This window comes from Flavobacterium rhizosphaerae (assembly GCF_046000445.1).
GTDB lineage: Bacteria > Bacteroidota > Bacteroidia > Flavobacteriales > Flavobacteriaceae > Flavobacterium > Flavobacterium rhizosphaerae.
Window position 1 is genome coordinate 144,735 of sequence record NZ_JBELPZ010000005.1, and the last position, 19,141, is coordinate 163,875.

Sequence of the window (19,141 nt, forward strand, 5' to 3'; positions counted from 1 at the left end):
CCTAAATTTGCCGTCATTATAAACATAAACGTTAACTATGTTACAGACAGCATTTATAAGGGAAAACCGCGAAAAAGTTATTGCAGCGTTGGGCAAGCGCAATATTGATGCCGCCCCGCTGGTTGATGAGGTAATTGCACTTGATGAAAAAAGGAGGTCAACCCAGGTAGAACTGGATACTACCTTAGCGGAATCCAACAAGCTGTCCGGTAGCATTGGCGAGCTTATGAAGTCGGGAAAGAAAGAAGAAGCTACTGCGCTTAGGGCCCAGACAGGAGACCTTAAAGAGAAAAGCAGGCAGCTTAAAGAAATCCTTGAAGCAACTGAGGCTGAACTTTTACAGGCATTGTATAAACTGCCTAACACCCCGGCAGATAGCGTGCCTGCGGGTACATCGGCAGATGATAATGAAGAGGTATACCGCGAGGGCGATATACCGCAGCTTTTTGAAGGGGCATTGCCGCATTGGGAGCTTGCCAAAAAATATGACATCATAGATTTTGAGTTAGGCGTTAAAATTACCGGTGCCGGGTTTCCCGTTTACAAAGGCAAAGGTGCCAGGCTGCAACGTGCGCTTATTACGTATTTTTTAGATAAAAATACCCAAGCAGGCTATACCGAAATGCAGGTGCCACACCTTGTTAATGAGGCATCGGGTTATGGCACAGGGCAGCTGCCCGATAAAGAAGGGCAGATGTACCATGTAGGTATAGATGACCTTTACCTGATACCCACCGCTGAGGTGCCCGTTACCAATCTGTTGCGCGATGTTATTATAGAGGAGCGCGACCTCCCTATTCAATATACCGGCTATACACCGTGTTTTCGCCGCGAGGCAGGCTCATACGGCGCTCATGTAAGAGGGCTAAACCGACTGCATCAGTTTGATAAGGTAGAAATTGTACGGGTAGAAAAACCCGAAAACAGCTATGCTGCGCTGGAGGGTATGGTTGAGCATGTAAAAACATTATTGCAGGAGCTTGGGCTTCCGTATCGTATTTTGCGCCTATGTGGTGGCGATACGGGCTTTACTTCGGCTTTAACATACGATTTTGAGGTGTTTTCTACCGCGCAGGACCGCTGGCTGGAAATAAGTTCGGTATCAAATTTTGAAACCTTTCAGGCCAACAGGCTTAAACTGCGCTACCGCGATAAAGAAGGTAAAAACCAGTTGGCACATACATTAAACGGCAGCTCACTGGCATTGCCGCGGGTACTGGCCGGGATACTGGAAAATTACCAGACTCCAGAAGGTATAGTAATACCCGAAGTGTTGAGGCCGTATACCGGTTTTGATAGTATCAGTTAATAACAATATTATTTTATATTGAAACCTGCCTCATGGCAGGTTTTTTTATACCTTGCAGTTATGAAAAAGATTTTCCTATATATATTTTTCCTCTTAGCAGTTACTGCCTTTGCGCAGAACGAACAGCTTGCCCTTAATTATTTTGAAAAGGGTGAGTTTGAAAAAGCCGCAGTAATTTATAAAGAGCTGGAGCAAAAACAGCCCTATAATTTTTTTTATGCCCAGCGCCTTGCCGCCTGCTACCAGCAATTGCAGGAGTATGACAAAGCCACGGCACTGCTGAGTGAAAAGCTTGAAAAAACAAAACAGCCATTGCTTTTGGTAGAGTTGGGTTATAACTACCAGTTGCAGGACAATATGGCTAGTGCACAAAAATATTATGATCAGGCTATAGATGCTATAACCCAAAACCCTTCGGCAGTATATGGCGTTGCCGATGCTTTTGAGAAAAAAGTGTTGGTAGACCAGGCTCTTAAAGCATATAAAACAGCTACGGCCATTAACCCCAACATGAATTTTGATTACCAGATGGCGCTGTTAGAAGGCCAGCTTGGGCATATGGATTTAATGACGGAACGCCTGCTGGACTATGCTTATAACAACCAGCGTAACCTTATAGTGGTACAGCACCAGCTAACCCGTTTTATGGAAGAAGAAACTGATGGCAGTAATTTTAACGACCTGCTGCGGAAAGCCCTGTTGGTTAAAGCACAAAAAAATCAGGATATTTTCTGGAACCAGTTTTTGAGCTGGTTTTTTGTACAGCAAAAAGATTATAATAAAGCATTTGTTCAGGAAAAGGCCATTTACCGCCGTGACCCCAATATGTTTATGAATATTGTGAGCCTTGGTAAAATTGCACTCGAAGAAAATGAAAAAGATACCGCAAGGGAAATTTACAGCTATATACTTGAAAATACTACTGACCAGCAACTGCTGGCAGAGGCGCATTATAACCTGCTTAACCTTGATATTGAAGCTGCTACCGAAAAAGATTATGAAGGTATAAAACAGCGTATTGATGCTCTTTTGGCGGACTTTGGCATAACGCCATACTCACTGGACCTGCAACTCATAAAAGCAAAATTCCAGGCCTTTTACCTTAAAGATACCCAAGCTGCCACAGCTACCCTAAACAGGGCGTTAGAGCTGCAATTAAACAAATATCAGCAAGCAAAGGTAAAAATGGAATTATCTGATGTGTTATTGCTGGACAGCAAATTTAACCAGGCTATTATATATTATGCCCAGATAGAGGAAGACCTTAAAAATGATGCTGTAGGCCACGAAGCCAGTCTTAAAATGGCACGGGCCAGTTACTTTAAAGGTGATTTTGACTGGGCACAAAAACAGCTTAAAGTTTTAAAATCCTCTTCATCGCAACTTATAGCCAATGATGCGCTGGAACTTTTTTTACTTATTACCGATAATACAGTAGAAGACAGCACACAGGTAGCGCTCAAAAAGTTTGCAAAAGCAGACTTTTTACTGTACCAGAATAAAAAAGCCGAAGCGCTGGCAAGTTTTAAGCAATTGTTGGACAGTACCCAAACCGAAAGTATTAAAGATGTTACCCTGTTGCGTATGGGTCGTATTTATGAAGGTCAGGGTAAATATGATTTTGCATTGCAACAATACAAACAGATTATTGATAATTTTACTGACGGTATTTATATAGATGAAGCCCTGTTTTTTTCGGCAGAAATTTATAACAAACAGCTACACCAGCCCGAAGAAGCAAAACCACTGTATGAAAAATTACTTTTTGGGCACGAAGACAGTATTTACTTTATTGAAGCACGTAAACAGTTCAGGCTGTTGCGTGGCGATGCGGTAAACAGTTAAGTAATATTATACTCCTTAAATTTTACCACAAAATTAGCGGCCAAAATAGTATGGGTGCTGTATATTTGCGAAATATTTTATTCGGTTTTTTCATATAAGCAAATAAACAATAACAATTTCACAAAAATGATAATATATAACATAACCAGTAGTGTAGAAAAAAGTATACATGATGAATGGATGAACTGGATGCTGGAAGACCATATACCCAAAGTTATGGAAACCGGTAAATTTTATGAAATACGCATTATAAAAGTACGCGGAGACGAAGCCCATGGCGATACTACCTATTCCATACAATATATGTTAGAAAACCAGGAGCAGCTTAATGATTATTATAAAAACTATGCCCCGGCGCTTCGCAACCATGTAAAAGAAAAGTTTGGGCAAAAAGTATTACAATTCCGCACCGAGCTGGAAATTGTAAAGGTAGTTAAACCCGTTTAATAAATTGTGCCCGGGGCCTTTAGGTGCGGGCCTTTACAATATGTTATGGATAAAGTAAAAGCCAAAAAGCACCTGGGTCAGCATTTTTTAAATGATGAAGGCATAGCAAAAAAAATAGCCGATACCCTCTCTTTGCAGGGATATGGCAAAGTGCTGGAAATTGGCCCCGGAATGGGAGTGCTCACCAAATACCTGCTGGAAAAACCCACAGAGGTTTTTGTTATTGAAATAGATACCGAATCGGTTGATTATCTTTCGGCGTATTATTTGCAACTTAGCGGCAAAATAATATCAGAAGATTTTTTAAGATATGATATTTCACGTTCGTTAGGCGACAGCCCTTTTGCCATTATAGGCAATTTTCCGTATAACATATCCTCACAAATTGTTTTCCGTGCGCTGGAAATGCGCGACAGGATACCGGAATTTGCAGGGATGTTTCAAAAAGAAGTAGCAGAGCGCATTTGCGAAAAAAAAGGCAGTAAAACCTATGGTATACTCTCGGTACTGGTACAGGCCTTTTACACTGCCGAATACCTGTTTACAGTTGGCGAACATGTGTTTACGCCGCCGCCAAAAGTAAAATCGGGCGTGTTGCGTTTAACCCGTAAAGAAAATTATCAGCTTCCGGTAAACGAAAAATTGTTTTTCAACGTAGTAAAAACAGCCTTTAACCAACGCAGGAAAACACTCCGTAACAGTTTAAAAACATTTGGGCTGTCGGATAATTTAAAGGAAGATAGTATCTTTGGCCTGCGTCCGGAACAGCTTTCGGTAGAGCAGTTTATAGCACTTACCCAAAAAATAGCCGCCGATGGAATTTAAAATCAGCAGGGAGTTAATAGCCCAGATTGAGCAATATGTAGAAGAAAACCGCGAGCAGGATCTTAAGGAGCTGCTGCGCGATATGCACTATGCCGATATTGCCGAAATAATGTGGGAGCTTGACGATGCTGATTCCATCTACATTTTTCATATACTCGATAGTGAAAAAACAGCGGAAATACTTCTGGAACTCCATGAAGAAGTTAGGGAAAAGATATTAAAAGAACTTTCGCCCAAAGAAATTGCCGAAGAGCTTGATGAGCTTAGCACCGATGATGCAGCCGATATTATTGCCGAACTTCCCGAAGAACGCCAGGAAGAGGTAATCAGCGAGCTGCTTGATGTTGAGCATGCCAAGGATATTGTAGACCTTTTGCGGTATGATGAAGATACTGCGGGTGGTTTAATGGGTAAGGAGCTTGTAAAAGTAAATGAAAACTGGAGTGTGCTAACATGTGTGAAAGAAATGCGCGTGCAGGCAGAAAACGTACAACGAGTGCACTCTATATATGTAGTAGATGACGAAAACAGGTTAAAAGGCAGGTTATCCTTAAAAGATTTGCTTACCACCTCCACCAAAACACATATACGCGATGTTTATATACCCAAGGTAGATTTTGTGCGTGTTAATACACAAAGTGTAGAGGTAGCGCGCATCATGCAGAAATATGACCTTGAAGCCATACCCGTTGTAGATGAGCTGGGCAGGCTTGTAGGCCGTATTACCATTGATGACATTGTAGATGTAATTAAAGAAGAAGCCGAACGTGATTACCAGATGGCAGCGGGTATCTCGCAGGATGTAGAGGCAGATGACAGTATACTAAACCTTACCCGTGCACGGTTGCCCTGGCTGGTGCTTGCGCTTTTAGGCGGGTTTGTAAGTGTAAGGCTGCTTAATGGCTTTAGTAACGCTATGAACGATCATAAAGAACTGTTTTTCTTTACCCCGCTAATTGCGGCTATGGCTGGTAACGTAGGCGTACAATCATCGGCAATTATAGTGCAGGGCCTTGCCAATAACAGCCTCAGCGGCTCACTTTGGGCCCGTTTGGTAAAAGAAGTATCGCTCAGCCTGCTTAACAGTTCCATACTTGCCCTGATACTTATAGCCGGAAGCCATTTTATATTAGGCATGGGCTACGATGTTGGGCTTACAGTAAGTGTTTCACTTATAACGGTAATAATTATTGCATCGCTCATTGGTACATTTGTGCCTATTTTGCTCAACCGGTTTAAAATTGACCCGGCACTTGCCACCGGACCTTTTATCACTACCAGTAATGATATCTTCGGGTTGCTTATTTACTTTAGCATTGCCAAAGTTATCCTCGGGTTTTAAGTGAATAAAACTATTACCATGAACCCACAACCCGAAACTATAAAAATACTTCACCTCGATACTAATCATCCTATACTTTGGCAAATGCTGGAGCAGGCCGGTTTTACCAATGAAGCCGATTATACTTCAACAAAGGAACAAGTTGAGGACAAAATCCAGCAGTATGACGGCATAGTAATACGCAGCCGTTTTAAAATAGACAGGCAATTTCTGGATAAAGCCTCCAACCTCAAATTTATAGCCCGGGTTGGGGCAGGGCTGGAGAGTATTGACTGCGATTATGCCGAAAGCAAAAAAATCCATTTAATTGCTGCACCAGAGGGCAACCGCAATGCTGTGGGTGAACAGGCATTGGGCATGTTGTTATCGTTATTCAATAACCTCAATAAAGCCGATGCAGAGGTGCGTGCCGGGCAGTGGCTTCGCGAAGCCAACCGCGGGCATGAGCTTGACGGCAAAACGGTAGGCATAATAGGGTATGGCAATATGGGTAAAAGTTTTGCCAAAAAACTGCGTGGTTTTGATGTTGATGTTTTGTGTTATGACATTAAACCCGGTGTGGCCGATGAAAATGCCCGGCAGGTAACTCTTAAAGAATTACAGCAAAAAGCTGATGTACTTAGCCTGCATACCCCCTGGACACCCGCAACCGATAAATTGGTTGATACGGCTTTTATAAATGCTTTTGCAAAGCCCTTTTGGCTCATAAATACTGCAAGGGGCAAAAGTGTGGTAACAGCCAGCCTGGCAGACGCTTTAAAGTCAGGTAAAATTTTGGGCGCGGCGCTTGATGTACTGGAATATGAAAAATCATCTTTTGAAACCCTTTTTGCCGAAGGGGGCATACCTGAGGCCTTTCAATACCTGCTTACTACACAAAAGGTATTGCTTACCCCGCATATAGCCGGCTGGACATTTGAGAGTCACGAGCGGCTGGCACAGGTTATCGCAGATAAAATAAAAGCATTATTTTTAGCGAAGTAAAGCAAAAATATATATTTTTAACATTATTAAAATATGGAGTAGCCGAAAATCCGTAAGAGTAGGATAACCAAAAACAAAAACCAATTTATGATTCAATGGTACTTAAAAGTAGTTAGGGATAACTACGCAAATTTTTCTGGACGTGCCCGCCGTAGCGAGTACTGGTATTTTGTACTTTGCCAGATTATTATTTTCATCTTCCTGCTTATTATGACGTTTGTAATAGCAGAGTTTTTTTATTTGTATTTACTTTATGCTTTAGCAACATTTGTACCCACTCTAGCAGTTGCAGTGCGCAGGCTGCATGATGTCGGTAAAAGCGGGTGGTTTTACCTTCTGTCTCTTGTACCTATTGCTAATATATATATATTAATTTTGTATTGTACTGATGGTGACAATGGCCCGAATGAATACGGCCCAGATCCTAAAAATGCATATAATGAATTTGATGAAATAGGAAACGATAATACAATGTAAACAAAAATCCCCGCCATATTACAGGCGGGGATTTTTTTATATATCTCCTTTTTCGGTGAGTTTTCGTTCCAGTTCTGCCTGAAATTCCTCCATTACCGGCTTTACGGTGCTTTCCGGCAAATCGGCAATGCGTATATACATTAAACCGTCAACCGAGTTATTAAATAGAGGGTCTACATTAAAAGCAATAACACGCGCATTTTGCTTAATGTATTTTTTTATAAGTACCGGCAGGCGCAGGTTGCCCGGCTCTACCTCTTCAATTATTTTGTCAAACTTGTTCAGGTCGGCTTCGGTTTCGTTAAAAACAAAATCTTTATCGCCGTCTTTAAGCTTTACCTTATATTCCTTCTTGGGGTGCACATATTGCGCCACATAAGGGTCATAATAATGCGATTTCATAAACTCAATCATCAGCGATTTAGAAAATTCGCTAAACTGGTTGCTAATACTCACCCCGCCAATAAGGTACTTGTGCTCCGGGTAATGCAGTGTAGTATGCACTATACCTTTCCAAAGCAGGAAAAGCGGCATAGGCTTTTGCTGGTATTGCCTGATGATGAATGCCCGCCCCATTTCAATAGACTTGCTCATCATATCATACAACTCAGGCTCAAACCTAAACAGGTCATGCAGGTAAAAGCCGCGTATTCCGTATTTTTTATAAATTTCAGTCCCCAGCCCCATCCGGTAAGCGCCGGCTATTTGCTTGGTATCTTCATCCCATAAAAACATGTGGTGGTAATACTGGTCATACTGGTCCAGGTCTAACGATTCGTTTGTGCCTTCGCCCACCTCCCTAAAGGTAATTTCCCTCAGGCGGCCTATTTCATGTAAAATATTAGGTATATTATCTGCCGATACAAAGAAAACCTCATAATTTTTGCTTTGCAGCAGGCGAAAATCCGCCTTACGGAGGTCATTTATCTCAGCAAGAATTTTATCATGGTTTGCAGGAACCGCTATTTGTTTAGGCTCTTTATGATTAAGCTTAAGATTTAGGTTAGCGGTATCAATAAATTTTGTGCCTTTATTAAAAGGGTTTGCCAGCATATAGGTTTTTCGCCTTAAAAAGTCGGAATAGGTTTCTATATCCTGGTATTCGGCCTGCTCGGCAACAGAAATAGGTTTTCCAATCCGCACCTTTATAACCCGTTTCTTCTGTGTAAGCAGTTCACTTGGCAGTTTAGCGGTACGCAGGGTTTCGCTTATCTGGCTTAGCAGGTAAAAAAGCCTGCTGTTTTTAGCATGAAAATATATGGGCACAACCGGCACATTGGCCTTTTTAATAAACTTTATGGCGCTTTCTTCCCAGGGGCGGTCAATAATAAGCTTGCCGTCTTTATAGGTTGATACTTCCCCGGCAGGGAAAATGCCCAGGGGTTTGCCTTCGTCAAGGTGGCGCAGGGCATCTTTTATACCCGAAACGCTTGACTTCGCGTCTTTATGCGTTTCGAATGGGTTTACAGGCATTATATAGGGCTTTAGGGGCTCTATACGGTGCAGTAAAAAATTTGCTATTATCCTGAAATCAGGTTCACGTTCGTTAAGCAGTTTAAGTAGCAAAATACCGTCTATACCGCCCAGAGGGTGGTTAGAAACCGTGATATAAGGGCCTTCTTTAGGCAACCTTTTAAAGTCTTCTTCCGGTATTTCAAATTTTATTTTAAACTCGTCAAGCAGCGCATTAAGAAAATTAATTCCCTCAAGGTGCTTATTGCGGTCGTATATTTTATTAAGCGTATAAATTTTCAGGGCCTTCATCAGTAACCATCCTGAAAAAGTACCTAAAAATCCATATTTGTCTGTTTTTATTGCTTTTGCAACCTCTTTTGGGGTAACTAAACTCATTAAATCTTCTTGTTACAAGCGATAACAAATATAGCAATAATACTTAAACAGATGCCTAAAACCTTTTTTATAGCTGCCAGGGCATGGGTTACAACCACTTAATGTACTAATTTTTATAATTTATAATGGGCAGGGGTAAAAAAATCAATTTTAGTATTTTTACAGCCTAAACAAACGTAAATGAAAATTATTTCTTACAATGTAAACGGTATACGTGCTGCATTTAACAAGGGATTTATGGATTGGCTGCAACAGGCCGACCCTGATATTATTTGCCTGCAGGAAACCAAAGCCGTACAGGATCAGGTAGAGGTTGCATTGATTGAACAGGCCGGTTACCCATACCACTACTGGTTTTCGGCACAAAAAAAGGGGTATAGTGGGGTGGCAATATTCAGCAAGCATAAGCCTTTAAATATAGTATACGGAACAGGTATAGAGCACATGGATATGGAAGGCAGAAATATTAGGCTCGATTTTGATACTTTTAGTGTTATGAGCCTGTATTTGCCTAGCGGCACCAATATAGACCGCCTGGGGCACAAGTTTAAATACATGGACGATTTTCAGGAATATATTAATGAGCTGAAAAAGGAAATACCCAATCTTGTTATTTGCGGGGATTATAATATTTGCCATGAAGCTATAGATATTCATGACCCGGTGCGCAATGCTAAGGTATCGGGCTTTTTACCCGAAGAGCGTGCCTGGCTTGACGGATTTATAAAAAGCGGTTTTGTAGATACTTTCAGGCACTTTAATAAAGACCCGCACCACTACAGCTGGTGGAGCTACCGCGCCAATGCCCGTAACAATAATAAGGGCTGGCGTATAGACTATGCCATGGTTAGCGAACCCATGCGCAACCGCCTTACCCGCTCGGTTATACTGCCAGAGGCGCGGCATAGCGACCATTGCCCTATACTGGTAGAATTTAGTTAAAAAAGGCAAGGTTATTGAGATGCTTTTACATCAATAAAACACATACAAATTATGATTAAAAAAATTTCTGCGGGGCTATTGGCCTTAACACTCACAACAGGCTGCGTCAGCAAGAAAGTGTATAATGACCTTGAAGACAAATATGCAGGGCTTAAAAAAGAAAACCGTGAGATGGCAGATGAAAACTCGGCCTTATCAAAACAAAAAAATGAACTCGATTTAAAAGCCAAAGACCTGGAGTCGCAGCTTGAAAAACTTAAAGCAGAGCGCGATAAGCTGGCTACGGAGTATACGGCTACAAAAAACAGCCTTGATAATTTAAAGGCTTCTTATAATGCGCTTGAAAAAGACAGTAATGCGGCGCTTGATGCCAACGTTAAAAAAAACAGGGAATTACTGGCGCAGCTTGAGGCTAAAGAAAAAGCCCTGGCTGCAGAACAGGAAAGGCTGGATAAGCTTAAAACCGAATTACAGGACCGTTCACACCGCGTTGATGAGCTTGAAGGCATGATTAATGCACAACAACAGGGCATGCAGGCGCTAAAAGATAAACTGAGCCGTGCACTTAATGCGTTTGAAGGTAAAGGGCTTACTGTTGAAAATAAAAATGGTAAGGTATATGTATCTATGGAGAACAAATTATTATTTGACTCCGGTAGCTGGGTAGTAGGAACCGAAGGCCGCAGGGCTGTGGTTGAGGTAGCTAAAGTACTTGCCGAAAACCCGGATATTTCTGTATTGATAGAAGGCCATACCGATAATGTGCCTTATAACGGTAGCGGCCAGATAAACAATAACTGGGATCTTAGCACCAAGCGTGCCACGGCTATTGTAAATATCATTAGGGAAAATAAAGGGGTTGACCCCAAAAACCTAACGGCAGCAGGCAGAGGAGAATTTGCCCCGGTTGCAGGTAATGATACTGCCGAAGGCCGCTCTAAAAACAGGCGTATTGAAATTATACTTACACCAAAACTGGATGAAATTTCTAAATTGCTGAACGAGCTTTAGAGAGGTCGAAAAGCTAATAGTATATAAGCCGCACATTGTTGCGGCTTTTTTTATGCATAATATTTAAAAGAAAGCTTAAAAAACAAAATATAAGGAGGTTGTATAAGTGAAAGGTTGTAAAATTCAAAAAAATAATCGTAATTCGCTTTCTTGTATAAACACAACAATATTCTTGAAAACATGAAAAAAGCATTACTGTTTTTTATCACATCCATTACGCTTTTCGGCCACGCCCAAAATCAATTTTGGCAAAAAATAAGCGAAAAAGATATAGTAGCTTTAGAGAAAAATCCACGCGATTCACATCCTGAGTCGTACACACTTTTTAAGTTAGACCTTACTGCAATAAAAACAGCCCTTGCTCAGGCGCCTGTGCGCAACAGCGGGACAGAATCTGCCGTAGTATTGCAATTTCCTGATGGCGATGGCAACATGCTGCATTTCCGAATCTATAATGCACCGGTAATTCACAAAGACCTTGCAGCAAAATATCCTGGTACAAATTCATATATAGGTCAGTGTATAGAACATCCATCCACTATAATACGTTTTAGTGTTACGCTTTTTGGCCTGCATACCATGGCCTTAAGCCCAGGTGATGGGACCTGGTATATAGACCCTTATACCAAAGATGCTAATTATTATATGGTATACAAAAGAAAAGGGCTGCAAACACCAAAAACATTTACCTGCCTTACACAAAACAATATTTCTGCCGAAAGGACACTGCCTTCGGCGGCTAAAGATTTTACCACAATGGATGCCGGAAATTTCCGCATATACAGGCTGGCCATTGTTACCACAGTAGAATATTCAGCTTTTCATATTGCCGAAGCCGGGTTACAGTCTGGCACGCTGGCACAAAAAAAAGCTGCTGTAATTGCTGCTATAGCCGTAACCGTAACACGTGTTAACAGCATGTTTGAAAGAGATCTCTCTGTAAGCCTGGAGTTGATTGCAAATAATGATGAAATTGTTTTTATTAATAATGATGAGCTTACCAATAATGATGCAGGAGCCTTATTAAATGAAGGAAATGCCATAATGTATGATGTGATTGGCGCAGATAATTTTGACATGGGCCATAGTTTTGGCACTGCCGGTGGCGGTTTGGCTGCCGGGGCACCTTGTTCTGATTTTAAAGGGGGTGCTATGACGGGAATAGGCTCACCCGTTGGCGACCCGTTTGATATTGATTATGTTTCGCACGAAATGGGGCACCAGTTTGGGGCACCGCATACCTTTAATGCAGAGTGCGGTGGCAATCGTGCAGATGATTCGGTTTTTGAGCCGGGCGGTGGCACCACCATTATGGCTTATGCCGGGGTGTGCGACCCTGTTATACAATGGAGCTCTGATGCACAGTTTCATGCCAAAAGTATTGAGAGTATGCGCTATCGTATTAATGGCGAAAGCAACTGCGTGGCACTAATTGCTACAGGCAACACACCACCGGTAGCCAATGCCGGTAGTGATTATGTTATACCCATAGGTACGGCATTTATATTAGAAGGTACAGCTACCGATGCTGATGGCGATGCACTTACCTACGATTGGGAGCAGATAAATAACGAAATAAGCGTGCAACCCCCGGTGCCCAACGCTACTGTTGGGCCAAATTTTCGCTCACTGCCTATATCTGAATCGCCCAACCGTTTTATGCCGCGTATAGAAGAGGTATTAAACAATAACCTCTTTCCAACGTGGGAGGTAATACCAACCGTAAGCCGTGAGCTTGATTTTGCTTTTACCGTACGCGATAATAATATAAACGGTGGAGAGTCAACTACTGATTATATGCATATAGATGTTGCCGGTGGTGCAGGGCCATTTGTGGTAACCTCACCCAATACAGCAGTTAGCTGGCAGGCAGCTACCAATAAAAATATAACCTGGAATATTGCCGGTACTACTAGTAATGGCGTTAATACCCCTTATGTAGATATTTTTCTGTCTACCGATGGTGGTTATACCTACCCGGTAGTGTTGGCTACTATGGTGCCTAATGATGGTAGCGAAACTGTTTTAATACCTAATGTGCAGGGTACTTCACGCGTTATGGTGCGTGGCCACAACAATATATTTTATGATATTTCAAACACCAATTTTACGATTTCAAGTGCCGGGTCAACCTTTGTTGCTACTGTAAACGGTGCACAAAATAAAGCGGTTTGTAAAGGTAACGCAGTAACATATGCTGTTAATTATGAACATATTAATGGCTTTAACGGAATTACAACTCTGTCTGCTTCAGGATTGCCTGAAGGGGCGGTTGCAAGTTTTTCACCTTCACAAATCTCGGCAAATGGCACGGTACAGGTAACTATAACAACTTCACCAACTACTGCTCCGGGTTTATATGCCGTACCTGTAACTATGACATCTGGCGACATAACTAAAACAATAACAGTATATGTTAATTTGTTAGATTCAGCATTTGAAACAGTGGCGTTGCTATCGCCAGAAAATGATGCTGAAACACTACCAACAACGTTTCCTCTGGAATGGGAAAGCCAGGTAAATGCATCATATTATGTAGTTGAAGTGGCTACTGATGCTGCTTTTGAAAATATTATTTTTGACACTGTTACAGTAGAAAATACAACTCAGGTTTCCGGGCTTTTGGAAGAAACCCAGTACTATTGGAGGGTTATGCCCGCTAACGATGGCTGTGAAGGAAGTTATAGCGCTTATTATAGTTTTATAACAGGAGCCCCATTTTGTAATGTATATGTTGCTGATGATGTGCCGGTAGGCATTCCGTTTGACGATGTAAGTACAGTTAGCTCATTACTGGGGGTAGCAGATGATTTTATTATCTCAGCAGTTGAGGTTTCGTTGGATATCAGCCACACCTGGATAGGAGATGTAACCGTAACTCTTATAAGCCCGGCAGGTACAGAAGTAGTATTATTTAATAACCAGTGCGGCGACCAGGATAATGTTCTGGCTACTTTTTCTGATGAGGGTGGCGTTCTTTCATGTGGGGGTACCCCGGCAATAACAGGTATCCTTTCGCCAAATACACCATTTAGTCAATTAAACGGAGAAAACTCAGGCGGTTTGTGGAGGCTGGAGATAAGTGATAATGAACCCTGGGATGGCGGCTCATTAAATAATTGGAGCATTGCCCTTTGTGGCCAGGCACCGGCTAACCTTGGTATCAGTGCTCCTGACGCTATGTTTGATTTTGTTGTTTATCCTAATCCCAACAGCGGTAATTTTTCGGTAAGGTTTACTTCACAAACCGATAGTGCTGCCATAAAGGTATATGATATCCGTGGCAGGCTTATTTATACCAAACAGGCTGTAGCAAATGGTACTGTTTTTAATGAAGACATAAAACTTGATGCAGAAGCAGGCGTTTACCTTGTAAATGTAGAAAGTGGCGGCAGGGTTTCGTCTAAAAAAATAATACTAAACTAAAAAAGGCCTTCGGGCCTTTTTTAATTTAAAATGTGCTGTTTCCCAAATTAAAGAAGAACTCATCAAAATCCAGTGAATCTTTGCTAAAAGATGTGTCCTCTTTAATATTCATGTTGGTACGTGCCCGCCCAGAAACATATACCTGCCCGTTTTGGGCTATGGTATCAACCGGGGTTATCAGCCCGCGCCTCAGCATAATATCTTTAATATAGTTATCGTGTTTAACAGCGTACTCTTTTAGCTGGCCCTGCCCGTTAAAACGCCAGGCAAATTTTTTAGGGCTGGGCACTATACTGGCAAGGTAAACGCTTTCATCAAGCGATAGCTGTGAGGGGTGTTTGTCAAAATAAAAATCAGAAGCTTCGCCAATACCGTATACATCCGGCCCCCACTCAATAACATTCAGGTAAACTTCAAACATGCGTGCCTTAGAGGCAATGCGGTTATTTTCGAGTATATAAACCAAAAGTATTTCTTCCAGTTTGCGTGATAGTGTTTTTTCACGTGTCAGGAAAACATTTTTTACCAGCTGCATACTTATAGTACTGGCCCCGCGGGCAAAACGTTTTGTTTTTATATTTTTAATGATGGATTGGCGAAATGCTTCGGGTATAAAGCCCATATGGCGGAAAAAAGAAGGGTCTTCGCTGGTAAGCACTGCATTACGCAAAAAAGGTGAAATTTCATCTAAAGGGGTAAAATAAGGATTTGAAGGCCCTACCACCACAGGTCTTTGTAACCTGTCATTATCTATGGCGCGGTAGGTAAATGCTGTATTTAATTTAGAAAGGTTAGCCTCGCCGTACTTAATAACCTTAAGGCCTTCTTTTGTCAGGCTGCTTTCAAAAACAAGTCCGTCCGGGTTGCTTTTATTATATAAAAAATCAAGGTCATAGCTAAAATTGCCTTCGGCCACCATGCCCTCAAAATTAGTAAACAGCCCTCTAGGTAGAGATACAATAAAATCCTGCGCACGCATTTTGGGTATATGCGCCTTCATGGCATATATGGTATCATTGGTAATGCTGTATTGTGCATAGGGGATAAAGCGTATTTTGTTTAGCTGTATTACAGAGGTGCTGTCCAGCCTAATAAAATCATCACCAAACAACATATGATATTCAAAACGGGCGCTGTCTATAACCACATCCTTTTTTGCAATTTTAGGATGGTTAACCATAAAGTTTTTTATAGAGGCAGCACCATCGGCATACAGTTCACCACCCTGCATGGCAACATTGGTAACGTTTAACCTTATGGCATCAAACCCCGATTTTAAATTAAAACGCTTGTTAATATAGGGTACCATAATACGCGATGTATCTGCGCTGTGAAACTCAAGATCGGCTTTTATATTGCGGGGGTCGGCAAAGCCCTCAACTGTCCAGTTTTGCGAAAGGCTGTCCTGTTTTACAGTAATATCAGACTGTAACTCGTTATTAGCCAGTTTCATTTGTCGCAGGTTAAGGTTTAATGCCTGCCCTTTATCATTTACACGCAACTCAAGGTTTTCCAGCTCCATATCGGTAGGGATAAGGTTTAAAGCCCGGTTTAAAAGCCTGTAAGCCCGTTCTGCATAACCCGATTTTTTGTCTTCAGTATCTTCAACCGTTTTTTCAGGGTTATTATTTTTAATAAACCTGCGGAAGTTCCACCCTTTTTTATTGTTTATAAGCTGTATGTAGCCATCTTTCATTAATAAAGTGCCTAATTGCACATCGCCAACCAGTATTTTAGAAAGGTTTATACTGGTTTTAAGTTCTTTTACCGATATAAGGGTGTCAGCATTTTTGGGAACCACGCTGATGCCGTGCATTTCTATATCTGAAAAACCTGAAAACCGGGCCGAGGCAACCGTAAATGTACTGTTATAATCGCGTTGCATTTTATCAGAAACTTTTGCAATTGCCTTTTCAAGTGCCATGTTCCTGAATGCAAAAAAGCCTGCAAACCCCAATGCTATCAGCACTGTAATGATTATAAGAATACGGATTGATATTTTTTTAATTCTTGATTTTTGCATGTGTTAACCAAACAGCTGTCCGGCCACATCTTCTATACGTGCCACCAGCTTTATATCTATTAAATTGTTTTTAAGCGAAATTTTATTGTACTTGCTTACAAAAATAGTTGAAAACCCAAGCTTTTCAGCTTCTAATATGCGCTGCTCTACCCGGTTTACGGGGCGCACCTCGCCAGATAGGCCAATTTCTCCTGCAAAACAACAACCTTTATCTACAGGTATATCTTCGTTTGATGATAAAATAGCCGCAACTACTGCCAGGTCAATAGCGGGGTCATCTACATTAATGCCCCCTGTAATATTAAGGAAAACATCTTTGGCGCCAAGCCGAAAACCTGCCCGTTTTTCTAATACTGCTAAAATCATATTTAGCCTTTTTGCATTATATCCGGTAGTGCTGCGCTGTGGCGTGCCATATACAGCAGAGCTTACCAGTGCCTGTATTTCTACTAATAAAGGGCGCATGCCCTCAAGGGTGCAGGCAATGGCAGTGCCGCTTAGTTCTTCTTCTTTGTGCGAAATAAGTATTTCGCTTGGGTTGGCTACTTCCCGCAGGCCGCTGCCCAGCATTTCATAAATACCCAGTTCTGCAGTAGAGCCAAACCGGTTTTTAAGCGCGCGGAGTATGCGGTATACATGGTTGCGGTCTCCTTCAAACTGCAATACCGTATCTACCATGTGTTCCAGTATTTTTGGCCCGGCAATGTTGCCATCTTTGGTAATGTGGCCAATAAGTATTACCGGCACATTGCTTTCTTTTGCAAACTTTATAAGTTCGGCAGTGGTCTCGCGTATTTGTGATATGCTCCCGGCAGATGATTCTATATAATCACTATGCAATGTTTGTATAGAGTCTATAATAACCACATCGGGCGCAACAGCTTCAATCTGTCTGAAAATGTTTTGCGTTTTGGTTTCGGTAAGTATATAGCAATTATCAGCTTTGCTGGTAATACGTTCAGCACGCATTTTTATCTGCTTCTGGCTTTCTTCACCGCTAACGTATAAGGTGCGGTAAGGCAGGTGAAGGCTTATTTGCAGTAACAATGTACTTTTACCAATGCCCGGCTCTCCACCTAAAAGCGTGAGGGAACCCGGCACCAAACCGCCGCCAAGCACCCGGTCAAGCTCATTATCCCCGGTTTTAAGGCGTACTTCCTGTGCCGTATCAATATCGGCAACACGTAGTGGTTTGGGTGCTTTTTTTACTTCAGGTGCGGTAGTTTTCCAGGATGGTGTTTCTTCTTTTTGTATAACTTCTTCAACAATGGTGTTCCATTGTTTGCAAGAGTTGCATTGCCCCTGCCATTTGGCATATTGGGCACCACAATTCTGGCAAAAAAAAGCTGTTTTGAGTTTGGCCATTAACAATGTTTTGGTAAATATACCAAAGAAAGTTTTTTCATCCCTGTATTTTTACATTTGTTAACGTACACAATGTTTAACGCAAAGTAACGGGCATGTTTTATATGATGATAGTATAGTGGTTATTCAGGTAAAGATTGTGCCCTTTCTATCATCATGTCTTTAGTATAATCTGCAATTTCTTCGTAGCTATAGCTATTCAGGTATATTTTTCTTGCCTTGCTCAGTTTTCCTGTTTTTTCGTAATAAAGGCCTTCATAATATTCGCCAATGGTTTTTTTAGGATAGCTTTTTTTTGCCAGCCTTGCCAGGTCTTTCAATTCCTCATACATAGTGGTTTTTAGTATGGCCGCCTCAATAGCTTTAAAATCGTTTATGCGTATGGGTATTTTTACGCCCAGCTCGTTTTCTATGGTATTGTATTTGTCTTCTAAATATGTTACAAAGCCTGAATTTAATGTGAGTATTTTATTGGCATATTCCTCGGTAGTTATAGGCTTATAGGCAGAAAAAATATGGTACAACGCATTAGATATGGCTTCGGGTACTACAGAATAGTGCGACGCATCGGGAAAAACATCATACTTAAAATTGAGCTTAGGGTTATTTACCCCTTTTATATTTTCTGCAAACTGGGTAATAGATTCATTAAGCCTTGGCAGGTCATCGCCTGCTGAAGCAAGGTAATAAAAGTAGTTCTTTTTTATACCCGATAAGACCTGTGGTACACGGTTTTCCATTTCAGGGGCAAGTTCCGGGGCAATAGCTATGTAAGCGTTAAAAGCGGGCTGGCCCTGGTACAGGAAAAAATTAATATAACCGGCAGTAACATCATGCCCACCTATTATTTTAAAAGGGGATATGCGGTAATTTTTTTCAATATACGGCATCAGTTCTGCTGAAACAAACTGAAAAAAGCGGTCGCCTGTATCAAAAGGCACTCCGGTTCCCTCAGCATACTGTGTATCCATTTCCCGTTGGGTGTCATCTTCTATTACGCCTACTATTACTACCTCGGGTAATTCATCCCAGTATTCTGCATAAGACATAACACCGTTAAAAGGGTCAGTAAGGTACTCTCCGTCTAACAGTAACAATAGCGGATATTTACGATCTTCATCAGCATCATAAGTAGGGGGTAAATACACCACAATCTGCCGTGTGCCACCAAGATATGTTGACTCAATGTCCTGGTATTTTTGCTGGGAGTGTATAGCAAAGCTTACCATTAAAAATAACAGTAGTAATTTATTTTTCATTACTGAGGGGTATTAAGAATTAGGGCACAGCAATT

14 protein-coding genes are annotated in these 19,141 nt (G+C 41.5%); 10 read left to right on the forward strand and 4 right to left on the reverse strand.

The features are described from left to right. Positions 1-37: 37 nt before the first annotated feature. The 7 genes from serS (at position 38) to ABS766_RS07250 (ending at position 7,229) form a co-directional block, all read left to right on the forward strand. A complete protein-coding gene (gene serS, locus ABS766_RS07220) occupies positions 38-1,309 on the forward strand; it encodes a serine--tRNA ligase (RefSeq protein WP_408084456.1) in 1,272 nt (423 codons plus the stop codon). 60 nt (positions 1,310-1,369) lie between these two features. After that, positions 1,370-3,154 (forward strand): tetratricopeptide repeat protein, encoded by a 1,785-nt coding sequence (locus ABS766_RS07225; protein ID WP_408084457.1) that lies wholly within the window; start codon positions 1,370-1,372, stop codon positions 3,152-3,154. A 126-nt stretch (positions 3,155-3,280) separates the two neighbouring features. Beyond that, on the forward strand, positions 3,281-3,601 hold the full coding sequence (locus tag ABS766_RS07230; RefSeq protein ID WP_408084458.1) for a DUF4286 family protein: 321 nt from the start codon (positions 3,281-3,283) through the stop codon (positions 3,599-3,601). A 45-nt stretch (positions 3,602-3,646) separates the two neighbouring features. Next, positions 3,647-4,426: a 16S rRNA (adenine(1518)-N(6)/adenine(1519)-N(6))-dimethyltransferase RsmA gene (rsmA, locus tag ABS766_RS07235; protein ID WP_408084459.1), complete on the forward strand. Its 780-nt coding sequence runs from the start codon at positions 3,647-3,649 to the stop codon at positions 4,424-4,426. Beyond that, positions 4,416-5,768 carry a magnesium transporter gene (gene mgtE, locus ABS766_RS07240; protein ID WP_408084460.1) on the forward strand — a complete coding sequence of 451 codons (1,353 nt, stop codon included), beginning with the start codon at positions 4,416-4,418 and terminating at the stop codon, positions 5,766-5,768. The genes rsmA and mgtE overlap by 11 nt, the downstream gene beginning before the upstream one ends. Positions 5,769-5,786: 18 nt before the next feature. Next, positions 5,787-6,752, forward strand: a complete 966-nt coding sequence (locus tag ABS766_RS07245; RefSeq protein ID WP_408084461.1) for a 2-hydroxyacid dehydrogenase — start codon at positions 5,787-5,789, stop codon at positions 6,750-6,752. Between the two features lie 87 nt (positions 6,753-6,839). Next, on the forward strand, positions 6,840-7,229 hold the full coding sequence (locus tag ABS766_RS07250) for a DUF805 domain-containing protein (protein WP_408084462.1): 390 nt from the start codon (positions 6,840-6,842) through the stop codon (positions 7,227-7,229). A 36-nt stretch (positions 7,230-7,265) separates the two neighbouring features. Here ABS766_RS07250 and ABS766_RS07255 read toward each other — a convergent pair whose 3' ends face one another. Next, on the reverse strand, positions 7,266-9,080 hold the full coding sequence (locus ABS766_RS07255; protein WP_408084463.1) for a GNAT family N-acyltransferase: 1,815 nt from the start codon (positions 9,078-9,080) through the stop codon (positions 7,266-7,268). Between the two features lie 180 nt (positions 9,081-9,260). On the opposite strand from ABS766_RS07255, the gene ABS766_RS07260 reads away from it, so the two are divergent. The 3 genes from ABS766_RS07260 (at position 9,261) to ABS766_RS07270 (ending at position 14,459) form a co-directional block, all read left to right on the forward strand. Further along, positions 9,261-10,022 carry an exodeoxyribonuclease III gene (locus ABS766_RS07260; protein ID WP_408084464.1) on the forward strand — a complete coding sequence of 254 codons (762 nt, stop codon included), beginning with the start codon at positions 9,261-9,263 and terminating at the stop codon, positions 10,020-10,022. A gap of 51 nt (positions 10,023-10,073) precedes the next feature. Continuing rightward, positions 10,074-11,033: an OmpA/MotB family protein gene (locus ABS766_RS07265; RefSeq protein ID WP_408084465.1), complete on the forward strand. Its 960-nt coding sequence runs from the start codon at positions 10,074-10,076 to the stop codon at positions 11,031-11,033. A gap of 180 nt (positions 11,034-11,213) precedes the next feature. Next, positions 11,214-14,459 (forward strand): reprolysin-like metallopeptidase, encoded by a 3,246-nt coding sequence (locus ABS766_RS07270; protein ID WP_408084466.1) that lies wholly within the window; start codon positions 11,214-11,216, stop codon positions 14,457-14,459. A 25-nt stretch (positions 14,460-14,484) separates the two neighbouring features. Here the strand turns inward: ABS766_RS07270 and ABS766_RS07275 are convergent, their stop codons facing one another. The 3 genes from ABS766_RS07275 to ABS766_RS07285 all read right to left on the reverse strand — a co-directional run bounded on the left by ABS766_RS07275 (position 14,485) and on the right by ABS766_RS07285 (position 19,106). After that, positions 14,485-16,482: a transglycosylase domain-containing protein gene (locus ABS766_RS07275; RefSeq protein WP_408084467.1), complete on the reverse strand. Its 1,998-nt coding sequence runs from the start codon at positions 16,480-16,482 to the stop codon at positions 14,485-14,487. A gap of 3 nt (positions 16,483-16,485) precedes the next feature. Continuing rightward, on the reverse strand, positions 16,486-17,847 hold the full coding sequence (gene radA / locus ABS766_RS07280) for a DNA repair protein RadA (RefSeq protein ID WP_408084468.1): 1,362 nt from the start codon (positions 17,845-17,847) through the stop codon (positions 16,486-16,488). A gap of 122 nt (positions 17,848-17,969) precedes the next feature. Next, positions 17,970-19,106: an alpha/beta hydrolase gene (locus ABS766_RS07285; RefSeq protein ID WP_408084469.1), complete on the reverse strand. Its 1,137-nt coding sequence runs from the start codon at positions 19,104-19,106 to the stop codon at positions 17,970-17,972. Positions 19,107-19,141 lie beyond the last annotated feature (35 nt).